14 protein-coding genes are annotated in these 13,518 nt (G+C 39.7%); 10 read left to right on the top strand and 4 right to left on the bottom strand.

Annotated features, from left to right (window positions below; genetic code table 11):
* Window positions 1–4 precede the first annotated feature (4 nt).
* Window positions 5–1,924, bottom strand: coding sequence for a heavy metal translocating P-type ATPase (locus BKO01S_RS10105; RefSeq protein WP_066052714.1), 1,920 nt, complete (start codon window positions 1,922–1,924; stop codon window positions 5–7).
* Window positions 1,925–2,165: 241 nt separating this feature from the next.
* On the bottom strand, window positions 2,166–3,347 hold the full coding sequence (locus tag BKO01S_RS10110) for an MFS transporter (protein ID WP_066052715.1): 1,182 nt from the start codon (window positions 3,345–3,347) through the stop codon (window positions 2,166–2,168).
* A 134-nt stretch (window positions 3,348–3,481) separates the two neighbouring features.
* On the opposite strand from BKO01S_RS10110, the gene BKO01S_RS10115 reads away from it, so the two are divergent.
* Window positions 3,482–3,862: an OsmC family protein gene (locus tag BKO01S_RS10115; RefSeq protein ID WP_066052718.1), complete on the top strand. Its 381-nt coding sequence runs from the start codon at window positions 3,482–3,484 to the stop codon at window positions 3,860–3,862.
* Window positions 3,863–3,905: 43 nt separating this feature from the next.
* On the opposite strand, the gene BKO01S_RS10120 is transcribed toward BKO01S_RS10115, so the two are convergent.
* Window positions 3,906–4,319, bottom strand: a complete 414-nt coding sequence (locus BKO01S_RS10120; RefSeq protein WP_066052721.1) for a pyridoxamine 5'-phosphate oxidase family protein — start codon at window positions 4,317–4,319, stop codon at window positions 3,906–3,908.
* A 91-nt stretch (window positions 4,320–4,410) separates the two neighbouring features.
* On the opposite strand from BKO01S_RS10120, the gene cax reads away from it, so the two are divergent.
* From cax to BKO01S_RS10135, 3 genes are all read left to right on the top strand, one after another.
* The gene (gene cax / locus BKO01S_RS10125) at window positions 4,411–5,469 is read left to right on the top strand and encodes a calcium/proton exchanger (RefSeq protein ID WP_066052724.1); all 1,059 of its coding nucleotides are present in this window, start codon (window positions 4,411–4,413) and stop codon (window positions 5,467–5,469) included.
* A 415-nt stretch (window positions 5,470–5,884) separates the two neighbouring features.
* Window positions 5,885–6,487, top strand: a complete 603-nt coding sequence (locus BKO01S_RS10130) for a YczE/YyaS/YitT family protein (protein WP_066052726.1) — start codon at window positions 5,885–5,887, stop codon at window positions 6,485–6,487.
* A gap of 85 nt (window positions 6,488–6,572) precedes the next feature.
* Window positions 6,573–7,397, top strand: coding sequence for a YfkD famly protein (locus BKO01S_RS10135; protein WP_066052729.1), 825 nt, complete (start codon window positions 6,573–6,575; stop codon window positions 7,395–7,397).
* Between the two features lie 236 nt (window positions 7,398–7,633).
* Here the strand turns inward: BKO01S_RS10135 and yfkAB are convergent, their stop codons facing one another.
* Window positions 7,634–8,758 (bottom strand): radical SAM/CxCxxxxC motif protein YfkAB, encoded by a 1,125-nt coding sequence (gene yfkAB / locus BKO01S_RS10140; protein ID WP_066052733.1) that lies wholly within the window; start codon window positions 8,756–8,758, stop codon window positions 7,634–7,636.
* Between the two features lie 165 nt (window positions 8,759–8,923).
* Here yfkAB and BKO01S_RS10145 point away from each other — a divergent pair, with 165 nt between their 5' ends.
* From BKO01S_RS10145 to pdaA, 6 genes are all read left to right on the top strand, one after another.
* Window positions 8,924–9,106, top strand: coding sequence for an SE1561 family protein (locus BKO01S_RS10145; RefSeq protein ID WP_066052783.1), 183 nt, complete (start codon window positions 8,924–8,926; stop codon window positions 9,104–9,106).
* A 102-nt stretch (window positions 9,107–9,208) separates the two neighbouring features.
* Window positions 9,209–9,379: a DUF4083 family protein gene (locus tag BKO01S_RS23920; protein WP_198158796.1), complete on the top strand. Its 171-nt coding sequence runs from the start codon at window positions 9,209–9,211 to the stop codon at window positions 9,377–9,379.
* A gap of 5 nt (window positions 9,380–9,384) precedes the next feature.
* Window positions 9,385–10,023 (top strand): DUF2892 domain-containing protein, encoded by a 639-nt coding sequence (locus tag BKO01S_RS10150; protein ID WP_066052737.1) that lies wholly within the window; start codon window positions 9,385–9,387, stop codon window positions 10,021–10,023.
* Window positions 10,024–10,249: 226 nt separating this feature from the next.
* Entirely contained in the window at window positions 10,250–11,800 is a 1,551-nt protein-coding gene (locus BKO01S_RS10155; protein WP_066052740.1) for a fumarate hydratase, read from the top strand.
* A gap of 54 nt (window positions 11,801–11,854) precedes the next feature.
* Window positions 11,855–12,379, top strand: a complete 525-nt coding sequence (locus tag BKO01S_RS10160) for a chloramphenicol phosphotransferase CPT family protein (RefSeq protein ID WP_066052743.1) — start codon at window positions 11,855–11,857, stop codon at window positions 12,377–12,379.
* A 65-nt stretch (window positions 12,380–12,444) separates the two neighbouring features.
* A complete protein-coding gene (gene pdaA, locus BKO01S_RS10165) occupies window positions 12,445–13,257 on the top strand; it encodes a delta-lactam-biosynthetic de-N-acetylase (RefSeq protein WP_066052746.1) in 813 nt (270 codons plus the stop codon).
* The last annotated feature ends 261 nt before the right edge of the window (window positions 13,258–13,518 follow it).

The following is a 13,518-nucleotide window of genomic DNA, read 5'->3' on the forward strand; positions in this document are numbered from 1 at the left end:
GCGTTTATGATTTTAATAAACGTAAACTATTCAAGATAACAAGAATGGTACTTCCTTCATGCCCAATGACACCAAAAGGAAGGTCTAAAAATTGGAGGAAGTTTGAAGCGATTAACAACATAATGACCGAGATGGAAAAAATCACGTTTTGCTTAATAATTCGATTCATTCTTTCAGACAGTGTAATAGCTTCTGCGATACGAGGAAGATCGTTCTTCATTAACACGATATCAGCTGTTTCAAGGGCAACGTCTGAGCCTTCACCCATCGCGATCCCCACATTTGCTGTTGCTAAGGCAGGAGCATCATTTATTCCATCTCCCACCATCGCAACGGTACCAAATCGCTTACGAATTTCTTTTAATTTTTCCACCTTTGTTTCTGGAAGGCATTCAGCTACGTATTCATTCACATGACTTTCACCAGCGATCGCTTCGGCTGTCTTTTCACTGTCACCTGTTAGCATGATTGTGTAAATCCCCTTTGCTTTTAACAGATCAATGGCTGCTTTTGTTTCTTCACGTACCACATCTTTTAATGCAATAAGGGCAACAAGCTTTTCATTTTGATTCACATACACAATGGTTTTACCTTCAGAAGCGAGCTGTTTTGCTACCCCATTAGAGAAGTTCTCCGCCTCTATTTTACCAACAAAATCTGCTTTGCCAATTTTCCAATCAATCCCGTTAAGACTTGCCCTTACCCCATATCCCGATACATCTTCAATGCTCTCTGGATGACTCAGCATAGCCCCTGTTTCTTTTTTTACAAAAGTAACAATTGCCTGAGCCAGTGGGTGATTCGAATGATTCTCAATGGCTGCGACCGCTTGTAAAAGGGGCTGTCTTTCCATATCATCGACTACAATTACATCCGTTACCTCTGGTTTGCCTTTAGTAAGTGTTCCTGTTTTATCAAATGCAATGGCCTGTAAGTGGCTAAGGTTTTCTAAATGAACGCCACCTTTGAAAAGAATGCCATGCTTCGCTCCGTTAGAAATAGCAGATAAGGTGGCCGGCATGATCGATGCGACTAATGCACACGGGGAGGCAACTACAAGTAAAATCATGGCCCGATAGAAGGTTTCCGTCCAACTCCAACCAAGGGCATAATGTGGAACAAACATCATGAGTACAACAACGGCAAGGACGACCTTTACATAAGTCCCTTCAAATTTTTCAATGAAAAGCTGAGAAGGTGATTTTTCACTTTGAGCGGATTGGACTAACTGAATGATCTTCTGAAATAGGGTTTCGCTACTTGGTTTCGTAATTTCAACGGTGAGGGATCCATTGACATTTACCGTACCGGCGAAGACCTCTTCGCCAATCCCTTTACTAACAGGTATAGATTCTCCTGTTATCGCTGCTTCATCTAGGTTTGATTGTCCTTTAATAATTTTTCCGTCTGAAGGCACGCGTTCCCCTGGTTTCACTAAAATAGAATCTCCAATACTAAGCTCACTTACGTGAACTGTTACCTGATTACTACCGCGAATGAGAAGTGCCTCTTCAGGCTGAAGCTCCATCAATGCCGAGATCTCCTTATGGCTTTTATTCATGGTATACGTCTCAAGTGCTCCACTCATCGCGAAAATAAAGATGAGAATGGCCCCCTCTGTCCAATAACCGATAATCGCAGACCCAATCGCAGCAAATATCATCAGCATTTCAACGTTCAGTTCTTTGTCTGCAATGGTATCTTCTATTCCTTCCTTGGCCTTAGCAAATCCACCAATTACAAAAGCGAACAGAAAAGCGATGATAGAAGCTGTCGAAAACTCCATTTTTTCTAATGTCCATCCAACTGCAATTAAAACCCCACTTGTAATGGCAGCAATTAATTCAGCATGTGGCTTTATTTTTTCTAAAAAGCTTTCATTGGCTTCAAGAGGTCTTTCCAAAGCCTTTATTTCTGTATTCATATTCTCTCCTCCATTCATCTAATTGAGAAAAATAATCAAAGTCATTACCCCTAAAAAACACGAAAGCTGTCATCTAATGATGACAGCAGAATTGCTTGAGTTCTATTTTATTACGTTTATCATACCATATTTTTTACGAGTTCAGAAGGGGTTTGCTCATTTATATTTTTTCACTAAGAATCTTAGGGAGTTCTTCTATTTAAGTAGATTGTAATCGTTTCAAATTTAAAATTAGTTTTGTTTAAGCGCTTTTTTCACTAGCTAAGCTTACCTTTGCCTGCTTACCAAACAAAACGATCACAAGAAAGATCGAAAATAGCAGGGTACTAACGATATGGAAGAAGCTAATCTGCTTGAAGGCTTGAATAACCAGGCCACCAATAGACGGACCTGTTAAGCTTCCAAGGCTAAAGGCTATTCCACACAGTAAATTTCCTGTAGGTAATAGATTCTTTGGCATAATATCGGTCATGAACGCTATTCCTAGTGAGAATGTCGAGCCTACCACCATTCCTGCTGATAGGAAACAACTAAATAAACCAATAAAGGAATCTTCTAAAAAGCTTGCCGCAGAGAAGCTGGCAAATCCAAGGAATAAAATAACCATCAATACTTTCCGACGACCAAAGCGGTCACTTAATATTCCGAGTGGGAGTTGGGTAATGATTCCACCGACAGCAAAAGAAGTAAGTAAGATGGACACCTCTGACACTTCAATCCCTGTTCGGAGCGCATAAACTGGGAAAATTCCATTCAACGATGATTCTAAAAAGCCATACGCAAGAGGTGGCAAAAATGTGACCCACCCATATTTAAGTGCCTGCCCGAATCGTTTTCCTGTGTCTTTAAAGCTACTAACCCCTTCTTCGTTTTCCGGGTATTCATTTTTCAATAAAAAAATAAAGACCCAACCAACTAAACACATAACGGACGAGATGATAAATGGAAGGGACAGACTGATATTTACTAGCGGTGTCATCAATGGACCTACTGCGAACCCAATCCCAAAGAATAACCCATACAAGGAAAGATGTCTCCCTCTCGTTGCTACTGGAGAAGAGGAGGTAATCCAAGTTTGTGTTGCAAAGTGAAGGGCGTGATCCCCAATCCCGATGAAGAAGCGAAGCAGAAGCCAAAACCAAAAATTTTGCCATAAAGGGAAAAGGGCAAGAGCAACAACAACCAACAATCCTCCGAATAAAATAATGTTTTTATAGCCGAATTTTCGAAGCGGCTGTTCCATAAAAGGAGAAGCTAGAAGAATTCCTATATATAAAGCAGTCGCATTCATTCCGTTCATACCAGAACTGATTCCGCTTTTTTCAAAAATAACCGCGACCAATGGAAGTAGCATCCCTTGACTGAATCCTGAAATCGCTACAATGCTAACGAGTATCCAGAAAGCATGTTTATTATTTTTCATGATTGTTTCTCCTTCATATTTCTTCTCCCATCATACAAGAATCTTTCGGAGGTTGAAACAAATTTTTACCATGAAGTTCTTTTTAAAAATGGAAAAATAGTGTAACCTCAGGAAAAGGATATAGAGGTGAGAAAATGGATTTTCATATGAAGGATGTAGGGTTTTACACAGAAACGCCGTACGGTAGGCTGGATGTAGCGGGAGATGAAGCCTACGGATTCCGTCCCTATCAGCTTCTGGTTGCTTCTATTGCTGTTTGCAGTGGTGGAGTTCTTCGCAAAGTGCTAGAGAAGATGCGCATGACAATTGAAGATATACACATCTCTACAGATGTAGAAAGAGACAAAGAGGAAGCGGATCGGATTGAGGTGATCAAGGTCCACTTTACAATTAAAGGAATGGACCTAGATGAAAAGAAAATCCATAAGGCAATGGAATTAACGAGGAAACATTGTTCGATGGTTCAATCGGTTATTGATAAAATTGACATCATTGAAACGTTTGAAATTGCTTGAAATAGATAATAAAAAGGAGGGGCAGATTTTTCTGCCCCTCCTTTTACATGGAGAGTTCCGCGGGCTCACTGCCAGCTTTTTCAAAATAGAGTATTCTTTCTGGTCTGAAAGCTAATAATACATAATTCGGATCATCAGAGCCAGACATCCATTCAGATAAGGAATCATCCCAGAATCTTTTACGCAGCTCCGGTGATTCCTCGATAGAAGCAACCGCTTCGATTTCGCAATAATGACTCGTAAAGCTTTTCGCTTCTAATCCAAGTAAAATATGAACATTTGGATTTGCATTCATGTCTTCGAGTTTATGCGTATGCTTGTGAGTAGCGGCATATAGAGTCAAACCATCGTGAAAAAATAGCATAAAGCGACTAAATGGTTTTCCATCTTGAATCGTAGCTAGTGTTCCAATCGCATGTTTATTGAACATATGTAGTACTTTTTCATTTACATTCATTCCGATCTCTCCTTTTAAGAGGCTATCTTTAATCTGTCTCTCTCCGGAAATTTTATAACTGATAATATTTACATGAAAGAGAGGAAGCGTTATGGCGAATAAAGTGTTCTTTCTATTTGTACTTATTGGTGTTCCGTTATCTGTAATTGGTACAATGATGCACTGGTCGAGTATTATCATGTTTATCATTTATTGCTTAACGATTATTGCGTTATCTAGTTTTATGGGAAGAGCTACCGAGAGCTTAGCGATTGTAACGGGCCCCCGGGTAGGTGGACTATTAAATGCCACCTTTGGAAACGCGGTGGAGCTGATCATCTCTATGTTTGCTTTAAAGGCTGGATTAACGGGTGTGGTCCTTGCCTCTTTAACCGGTTCTGTACTTGGAAACCTCTTATTGGTCGCAGGACTTTCATTTTTTGTCGGTGGGCTCAAATATAAGAGGCAAACGTTTAATGTATTTGATGCAAGACATAATTCTGGATTGCTCATGTTTGCAGTGATAGTAGCGTTCGTTATACCAGAAGTATTTTCTATGACGATGGAACCGATGGAAAAAATGTCTTTAAGCGTGGGAATTTCAGTGATTTTGATCCTTTTATATCTGGCGGCTTTATTCTTCAAGTTAGTGACTCATCGTGGGGTATACCAAACATCCAATGAAGATGGAGAGGATGAGGAAGAGGTACCTGAGTGGGGGAGAAACAAAGCAATTGGCGTGTTATTTCTTGCTACCCTAGCAGTGGCCTATGTTTCAGAAAATCTTGTTCATACGTTTGAAGAAGTTGGAGAAACATTTGGATGGACTGAGCTATTCATTGGGGTCATCATTGTTGCGATTGTTGGTAATGCCGCTGAACACGCATCAGCTGTCATAATGGCTTATAAAAACAAGATGGATGTAGCGGTAGAAATCGCTGTGGGATCGACCTTACAAATTGCCATGTTCGTTGCTCCAGCACTTGTGTTGGTTTCCTTGTTTTTCCCTACACCAATGCCGTTAGTGTTTACGATTCAGGAACTGATTGCGATGGCCTCGGCAGTTCTATTGTCGGTAATCATCGCAAACGACGGAGAATCCAACTGGTTTGAAGGGGCTACCCTTCTCGCAGCCTATTTTATTATGGGAATTGGATTTTACCTATTATAAAAGCCTTTTTTCTTAGAAAAGAGCCTGCAAACTAAATTCAAAGGTGCAATAGCTTTAGGAAAACAACAACCATTATAAATGCCAAAAAAGACTCTGTATCAAAAGACGATACAGAGTCTTTTCTTATTTTTTTAAGTAATTTTTACGTTTCCAAGAATATGTTGGACAAGGTCGGAATAAAAAGATACAGACGCTTGTTTTCTAGTTTATCAACTCCTCTCTAATATGATCGTTGCATTTCTAAAGAGACGATTAACAAGATAAACTACAAACCTCCTTTAAAAGTGATAAGCGAATGTTCTGCAATCCTCCTTTGTGTAAGATGTAAGCTAATTATAGCTTATAAAGGCAGTTAAGTAAATATTCTGAAGATTACAATATTGTTACAATTTGGCGAAAGGGGGCTTATTTCACATTGTTTTTACATCGCTTATTTTTCTATGTTGGTGGACTTGCCATTTTGACTTTAGGTGCTTCTCTTACCATTAAAGCTGATCTTGGTGCTGGACCATGGGACTCACTAAATGTCGGATTAACCAATTTGATGGGACTAACCGTAGGTGGCTGGTCAATTATTATAGGCCTACTTCTAATTTTCTTGAATGCTCTAATTAAGCAGTCGGTACCCGAAGTATCCTGTGCCATCACGGTAGCTATTAGTGGCATTTTTATTGATGGATGGCTTTTGATTGTATTTGATGGATTTCATCCATTAGGGTTCTATCCAAAGTTAGTAAGTCTTGCGGTCGGAATCTTACTCATTTCATTAGGGATCGCTACATATATTCAGGCGAGATGGCCACTAAGCCCAATTGATGACTTTATGATTGCTCTAAAGGAGCGATTCAAGATTACTCTCGGAACATCAAAAACAATAGGTGAGGTCTTGGCGTTATGCCTTGCCATCCTCCTGCATGGACCCATTGGGTTGGGTACATTTGCTGTTGCACTTGGTCTAGGACCATTTATCGCTGTTTTTAGTCTAATGTGGGAAAGAGTTCTAATTAAAAGATTGTAGAAGTTTTTGGCAAATGGATAATTTAAAGGAACTCCGAAAAAACTAATATCAAATCTATGAGTTAGCTGAAGGGAGTTCTACAAAAATGAGAAGGTTATTGTATGCATTATTCGTTTGCTTTCTTTTCTCGCTCTTATCCTTTTCGACTATACACGCTGAAAAACCAGCTGTACCTGAAACAAAAAAAGAAAAGCAACAACAGGTACAAATGCCAAACTCGGTATTAAACATAACTAAGGAAAATACCTATCCTAACCCAACACAGGATATGCCGACCTTACAACCTAGCGAACTGACGAAGGAATTAATTGAATCTTCGAAAGTAAAAATTGAAAACCCAGAATTGATTCGCATGTTAAATGAAACGACTGTAAACAGTACACCGTTTGCCGTGGGCTACCGTGCGATTGTCTACTTAGGGCAATGGCCGTTAAATTATGAATCAAGCGAAACGGCACCAAACTGGGAATATCAAAAAATTAATACAAATTATGTAGACAATCGTGGTGGAAACACAAATTACCAAATGCATTATGTCCAAGAAATGCAAAAAATCATCCGTGGAGGCTTAACCTCAAAGGTGGCGAATGCAGAAGATGTTAAGAAAATGATGCTGTTAAAGGCTGCTGAAAAAACAGGCCTTCCTTTAGCATTTGAAACCGTCGTGGGCGGGGGAACGAAAAAGGATCAAGTATACAATGTACCACCGAAACGCCTTGGCTATTTGTATGGCTATGCCCCAGCTGTAAACGAAAAAGGAAAAGTCACTTACGGTGAAGTATATATCATGCTAAAGGGTAGCAAAAAGATGATTGTCGTGAAAAATGTAACTTCACAAGGTATTGGCGCATGGATCCCTGTTCAGGATCATGTTTCATTTGGTTTTATCGCACCGGAAAAACCAAGGTGATAACGGTAAGTAGCGGACTCCTTTTTTGGGAGTCCGTTCTTTCTTTGAGGTAGTCGTTTTGGGTGGTGGAAATAGTTTAGCTTAGCGGTAATCGTGCCCGAGAGTAGTGGTAGGAGTGGTGGAGAGACAATTATAGGTTATTCCTACTGGAAGAAGCGAGCAGAGGTGAAGATGTTAAAGGTGTGTTAAATGAATAAAGGATCAATCACAAATAAAAAGTGATCGACCCTTTTCAATTATTTATGAATAAAAGCTTTACGTGTAGAAAAATCAATTCCTTTATAATAACTATTTTTCACTAACACATTTGGTCCAAGGCAGCGAGCGGCTGGACAATGGCAGCTTAAGCTTTTTGCTAAGTCGGTCTCAAGCCATTTATTAAAAATACCTGGTAACTCATCGGATTGTATATTACCAAGTGGTGGAGTATCGCCGAAATCTGTTACGATGACATCTCCAGTAAAGATATTAATATTGAGTCGTGAACGACCATCTGGATCATTACGTACAGTGACATTCTTTGTATTAAAAAGTCTTTGAAGAAGAGCTTGATCCTCCTCATTCGTATTGCACGCATAGAAAGGTAAAGTTCCAAACAGCATCCATACATTTTCATTGCGGAAGTCAAGCAATCTGTGAATCGCTTGGCGAATTTCGTCTAAACCCAAAACTTCAAGATTTGATGCAAAGTCAGAAGGGTACATAGGGTGTATCTCATGCCTTTGACACTTCATCTCCTCGACGATTTGCTGATGTATGCTTTCTAAATATGGAAGTGTCCGCGAATTCAGCATCGTTTCTGCAGATACCATTACTCCGGCATCAACTAGTGCACGGCTGTTTTCAATCATCCGAGCGAAAAGGGAGGCCCGTTGCTCGCGAGTTGGTTTTTTCTCCATCATGGCAAAGCCACCGTCGATAAAATCATCCACTGTTCCCCAATTATGCGAGATATGAAGAACATCCAAATAAGGACTAATTTTATAATAACGTTCAATATCTAATGTAAGATTTGAATTAATTTGAGTACGAACACCACGTGAGTGGGCATACTCAAACAAAGGAAGCACATAGTTTTCAACTGACTTGAGTGAAAGCATAGGTTCTCCACCTGTAATGCTAAGAGAACGGAGATGAGGTATTTCATCAAGTCTTTTGATTATTAAGTCGATTGGTAATGCTTTAGGGTCCTTAGGTGACAAAGTATAACCTACTGCGCAATGCTCGCAGCGCATGTTACAAAGTGTTGTTGTTGTAAATTCTATATTTGACAGGGTCATTTTCCCGTGTTGTTCAACATCCATATATGCTTCCCAAGGATCATATTGGGGAGTGATGGTTGGGTTGTTAATTGTTTTCATCGATTCTCTCCTTTTCAAGATCATCCTTTGCTATTATCAATTTGTATGAGGAATCTGTCAATCCATGTTCAAGTTCTTCGGAAAATGGGGAAAATAGAAACAAACAGCCTTGAAAGTTGGAAGGAATTTCTGTACGATGGGAATCGAGTGAAAGGAGCGAGTCAAATGGGTAACAAAGTAAGCGATAAAAATTCACAGGTTACATTTTTAAAACAACGATTAAATATGTTTATTGAAGTATTGGATGCTATTGAGCCAGAAAATACGGAGCTTGAAGATATAGATCGTTTAATTGAAATGATTGATGATTTAGAATCGAAGTGCCGAGAATTTAATAATCGAGACTAATAAATGATAAAGTGCAGCTTAGCTGCACTTTTTTCTATAGTGAAACCTTAATGCTGTACGAATCGTACATATACTATAGGAAGGATGTGGAGAGGGATGAATATGGGGGATTTGTTATTTCAACTATTTTCAATGCTAGTAATGGTCGGGTTTGTTACTGTGTTTATTTACATACTTGTGAGCTATTTAAATCGGTCGAAGAAGTCTTCAACCATTGAAGACAAACTTGATCGCATTATTGAATTGCTCGAACAGGAGAGAAAGAAGGAGTAACTTTTATGTTAAGCAGAAGTCAGTTTTCAATTATATTTGGGGTTGCCATCGTGCTAGGTGTGATTGCTGCATTGGTTGACATTCCATTTTGGATTTTAATTGTAGTGATTTTATTCGTTACAGCGGCAGTAAGCTATTTACCAATCATGTTCAACCTCTATATAACGAACGATATGAAAAAGGTTGAGAGGTTTTTAGAAGATAGAGCGAATCAGCCTATATTTCACTTTTATTATGCAATGGCAAATGATGATGACTTTCAGATAGAAAGAGCATTACGTGATGTGCGTGAAAAATATAAAAAGGGCCATTATTATACTGTTTATACTGTTACGTATGCTGCGTATAAAGGAAAGTTAGTGGAGGAAAGAGACTTAATTGCTCAGATCAAGCAACCAACACTTCGATTATATTATGAAGGGTTGCTGGCGATTGAGGATGGAGACCTCGAACGAGCGGAACAATTGGTTAGGGAGCAGAAGAAGCCATGGATGAGGGAGGCTATCTTAGCAGAGGCTTCAGCAAAACGTGGAAATCAGGAGCTTACTATTAAGCATCAGCAAGAAGCGATTCGCCTGACTAAGGGGCTGCAGAGGTTCTTGTTGGTAAAGAAGTATGGGGTTGTGGGTGGAACTCGCGGATAGACTCATAAAACTCACGGTTAGAATGAAAACTTCTTTGAATATATTCAATTATTTATAGGATATCCTGTACTCCACCCCTCGATCATCCAATTCACAACTATACTCTCCATCTGTAACCGATTCCAGCTAAACTCTTTCCATCAAATCGTGATAGGAGTATAATATGTGAAGGGGAAATGTTGAAAAATTCATACTTATTTAGATACATGGGGAAGGGGAACGAGTCATGAATATCGAGAAGTTTCGGGAAAGTATGTATCAACTCATCGTAGAAACATCAACAAAGTTGCCAAAGGATGTTCGACGTGCGATTCGTACGGCGAAGGAAAAAGAAAGTGCAGGTACACGCTCAGCAATGAGTTTAGCTACAATTACAAATAATATTAAAATGGCAGACGACAATGTGTCACCAATCTGTCAGGATACAGGGTTACCAACGTTTAAAATAAAAACACCAGTTGGAGCAAACCAACTCGTTATGAAAAAAGCAATCAAAGAAGCGATCGCGCAAGCAACAAAAGACGGAAAACTTCGTCCGAACTCGGTCGACTCTCTTACCGGTGATAACAGTGGAGACAATCTAGGAGAAGGTACTCCGGTTATTAAGTTTGAGCAATGGGAAAAGGATTATATCGACGTGCGCCTTATTTTAAAGGGTGGCGGTTGTGAAAATAAAAATATTCAATATAGCTTACCAGCTGAGTTAGAGGGACTTGGTCGTGCAGGACGTGATCTAGACGGAATCCGTAAATGTATCATGCACTCAGTATATCAAGCGCAAGGACAAGGCTGTAGCGCTGGCTTTATCGGTGTCGGTATCGGGGGAGACCGTACGTCTGGTTACGAGCTAGCAAAAGAGCAGCTGTTCCGTTCGGTAGATGATGTGAACCCGAACGAAGATCTTCGTAAACTAGAAGAATATGTAATGGAAAATGCAAATGAACTGGGGATTGGAACGATGGGCTTCGGAGGAGAAACAACTCTTCTTGGCTGTAAAGTTGGTGTTATCAACCGTATACCTGCTAGCTTTTTCGTATCAGTAGCCTATAACTGTTGGGCGTATCGCCGCCTAGGTGTAGAGGTGAGTCCAGAAACAGGTGAAATCAATAGCTGGATGTACCAAGAGGGTGAACACGTAGATTTCGCTTCTGAACAAGAAGCGAAAGCAGAAACAGCTGCGTCTCAAGAAACGGAGAGTCGCGTAGTTACTCTTGAAGCACCTATTACAGAAGAGCAAATCCGTGAACTACAAGTTGGGGATGTTGTGAAAATAAATGGCATGATGTACACAGGGCGAGATGCCATTCATAAATATTTGTCTGACCATGATGCGCCGATAAGCCTTGACGGACAAATCATTTATCACTGTGGACCTGTTATGCTAAAGGATGACGAAGGAAAATGGCACGTAAAAGCAGCTGGCCCAACAACCAGTATCCGGGAGGAGCCTTACCAAGGTGATATCATGAAGAAGTTTGGTATCCGTGCGGTCATTGGAAAAGGCGGAATGGGTTTAAGAACTCTTGCTGCATTAAAAGAACACGGTGGCGTGTACTTGAATGCGATCGGTGGAGCTGCACAATACTATGCCGATTGTATCAAATCGGTTGAAGGTGTAGATCTTATGCAATTTGGAATTCCGGAAGCGATGTGGCACTTGAAAGTAGAAGGTTTTACAGCAGTTGTGACAATGGATTCGCATGGGAACAGCTTGCATCAAGATGTTGAAAAGTCATCGCTAGAAAAATTAGCTACATTCAAAGAACGTGTCTTTTAATCATAGGATCGAGTGCTCACGAAGCACTCGGTTTTTTACATAACGGAGGAATAAATGAAAGGAAAGATTATTTTTTTAAATGGTGTTTCAAGTGCAGGAAAAAGTACATTGTCAAAGAAAATCGTCAAGCATCTTCCTAACTATTTTCATTTTAGCGTTGATGACTTTGATTTAATCATTGAACGGATGGAAGAACGCGGAACTGACCGACTAATTCCAGTCCCTACAGAAACGTTTTTCCATCAATCGATTGCTATGTTTTCTGATCAAGGGGTTAATCTTATTGTTGACCATGTTTTGCACGATGAAGAAACGGTTACAGATGCTTATAAAACACTAAGAAATTACCCCATATATTTTGTTGGTGTTCATTGTCCTTTGGAGGAACTAGAGAGACGTGAACAGGTGCGGGGAGATCGAAGAATTGGACAAGCAAAACTACAACTTCAATTTGTTCACCAACAGAGTGAAACATATAATATAGAAGTTGATACTTTCAAGTACGGTATGGAAAAGAATGCACAAGCAATTGCTGATTTTGTAAAAATGAATGAAGCAACTCTCGGTTTTTCCAAATAACATGAATGATTTTCTCTCTAATTACGGACAATAAAGAAAACTTGTACTGTGAGAGGGGACTACAGATGAAAAAGCTGTTAGCCATCCTTTTTTCCTTATTGCTTAGCTTTTCGACCATCGTCTCAGCAAGTGTCTCCAGTGCTCCGATTCACTGGGGCTTTAAGAAGTCTTCAAATGAAGAACCGGTCGAAGCCGGAAAAGAGTATGATGAGTTGTTAGAGAAGTACGGGGCCTTTTATAAAGGTGACCCAAATAAGAAGGACATATACTTAACATTCGATAATGGTTATGAAAATGGGTACACAGCTAAGGTTCTTGATGTACTAAAAAAAGAGAAAGTTCCTGCCGCCTTTTTCGTAACGGGTCATTATTTAGAAAGTGCCTCTGACCTTGTAAAGAGAATGGCTGATGAAGGTCATATCGTTGGTAATCATTCGTATTATCACCCAGATATGACGACTGTAAGCAATGAAAGATTTTTCCGAGAGCTTGAAAAAGTTAGAGCGGGCACCGAGGAGATCACGGGCGTTAAGCATATGGTGTATCTCCGTCCGCCACGAGGCGTATTTAGTGAACGTACCCTTATGAAGGCAAAGGAAATGGGCTACACTCATGTCTTCTGGTCTTTAGCCTTCGTTGATTGGTACCGCGACGACCAAAAAGGCTGGCAGTATTCTTATAACAATGTCATGAAGCAGATTCATCCTGGGGCAGTGCTGTTACTACACACAGTTTCTAAAGACAATGCAGATGCTTTGGAAAAAATCATTAAGGATTTAAAAAAGAAGGGCTATACATTTAAGAGCTTAGATGAATACACTCGCGGTGAGGCGATGAAGGATCCAATTTTTAAGATTAGGAAGCGCAGTAATGATTGAGCATGATGATATTATATAGAAGAGATACGGATGTCTATGATATCCGTATTTTTTATGTAAAAAAGTTATTGCATTATATTGAGGAATTAGGTAAGATACTCTTTGTCTTCAAAAAGCAGAAGACTCTTTTTAAAAAAGTCCAAAAACAGAAGTTGACTTCTGCGAATTAAGATGGTATAGTAATACATGTAGCCAACAACAACTTGAAAAACGTAAGTTTGAAAAAAGTTTTTCGCAGAAGTTGACATTGGTGAAATGAGA

This window comes from Robertmurraya korlensis NBRC 107688, from assembly GCF_001591645.1.
In the GTDB taxonomy this organism is placed as follows: domain Bacteria; phylum Bacillota; class Bacilli; order Bacillales; family Cytobacillaceae; genus Robertmurraya_A.